This is a genomic window from Acinetobacter legionensis (genome assembly GCF_048551735.1).
In the GTDB taxonomy this organism is placed as follows: Bacteria; Pseudomonadota; Gammaproteobacteria; order Pseudomonadales; family Moraxellaceae; genus Acinetobacter.
The window spans coordinates 1-1100 of the sequence record NZ_JBIMBV010000068.1 but is presented as its reverse complement, the minus strand read 5'-3'; the positions used below and the strand labels follow the sequence as shown (position 1 = coordinate 1100).

Annotated in this window: 1 protein-coding gene; it reads right to left on the bottom strand. The window is 31.3% G+C overall.

Annotated elements, in window-relative coordinates; genetic code table 11:
- Window positions 1-139 precede the first annotated feature (139 nt).
- Entirely contained in the window at window positions 140-784 is a 645-nt protein-coding gene (locus tag ACG9ZL_RS21000) for a TonB family protein (protein ID WP_419361843.1), read from the bottom strand.
- Window positions 785-1100: the final 316 nt, after the last annotated feature.

The following is a 1100-nucleotide window of genomic DNA, read 5'->3' as shown; positions in this document are numbered from 1 at the left end:
CAAAATATTGAAGTTTTGTTTGCCTGAGTTTCCATCTAAATCACACGGAAATGTAAATTTTTCATTGCTCATAAATTATGTCCAATAAAAAACCCACCAAAGTGGGTTTGAAGTTTAATACTGAATAAACATTTGAATATTAATCACTTGATGATCTTAAAATAAAGCTAAAATCTGCAGTTGTTTTGATAAGTTGAGGCTTGCCATTTATAATCAAAGGCTTAAAACTTGCCTGTTTGATGAACTCACTTAAAGCATATTTATCTAGAGCGGGTATTCCAGTCCCTCGAAAAACTATGACTTTGGTTAATTCACCTTTTTCATTAGCTTCTACACTCAATCTTATCGTTCTATCACTTCCTTTTAAATCAGCATTTTTATAATTAAATTTAGGATACACAGCATAATCAGGAATTCTGGAAACTGAAAAGTTAAAAGGTAATTTCAAGCGCGATGGGTGATTTGATTTTACATCCCATTCATTCCACACTTTGAGTTTTGATCTTTTCACAGCCCTTAATACTAAATTGTCTAAATCATCCAATCCGCTACTTTTACTTACTTCCGCTTTTTGAACCCTTCCATTCTCATCGGTTTCTAAAAAGATTAATATATCTCTGTCGTAACCCTTTAATATTTCATTATTAATTCTAACTTTTGGCGGTATTATCCATTTCATTAACATTCCAGTTTCTGTACTTCTCTGTACTTCTCGAACCTGAGAATCTGCTCCAAAACAAAAACTGGAAACCAAAAAGCAGAAAATTATAAATAAGCTTTTCATGATATATCTCTTGTATTTAGTCCAAGATACTAATTTTAAGGACAAAAAGAAACCTCCCGTGGGAGGTTTTTTGTTTTCTTAAATTTCTAAAACCAAAAAAGCTTAATTCTTAAATTTTGCCAACCCATTTGCGTGAAATTACTACCTATAAAATTTTTATAAATAATTAATTAACACTTAAAAGTTTAGCTTTTACAGAAATATTATTTCCACCAGATACTTGGCGAATTCAAACATGAGGTGCGACAGTTTGAAAAGTCTTATGATAATCAACAAGCTGAGCAAATTTCTCTAATGGTGTAAGCCAATCTAACGC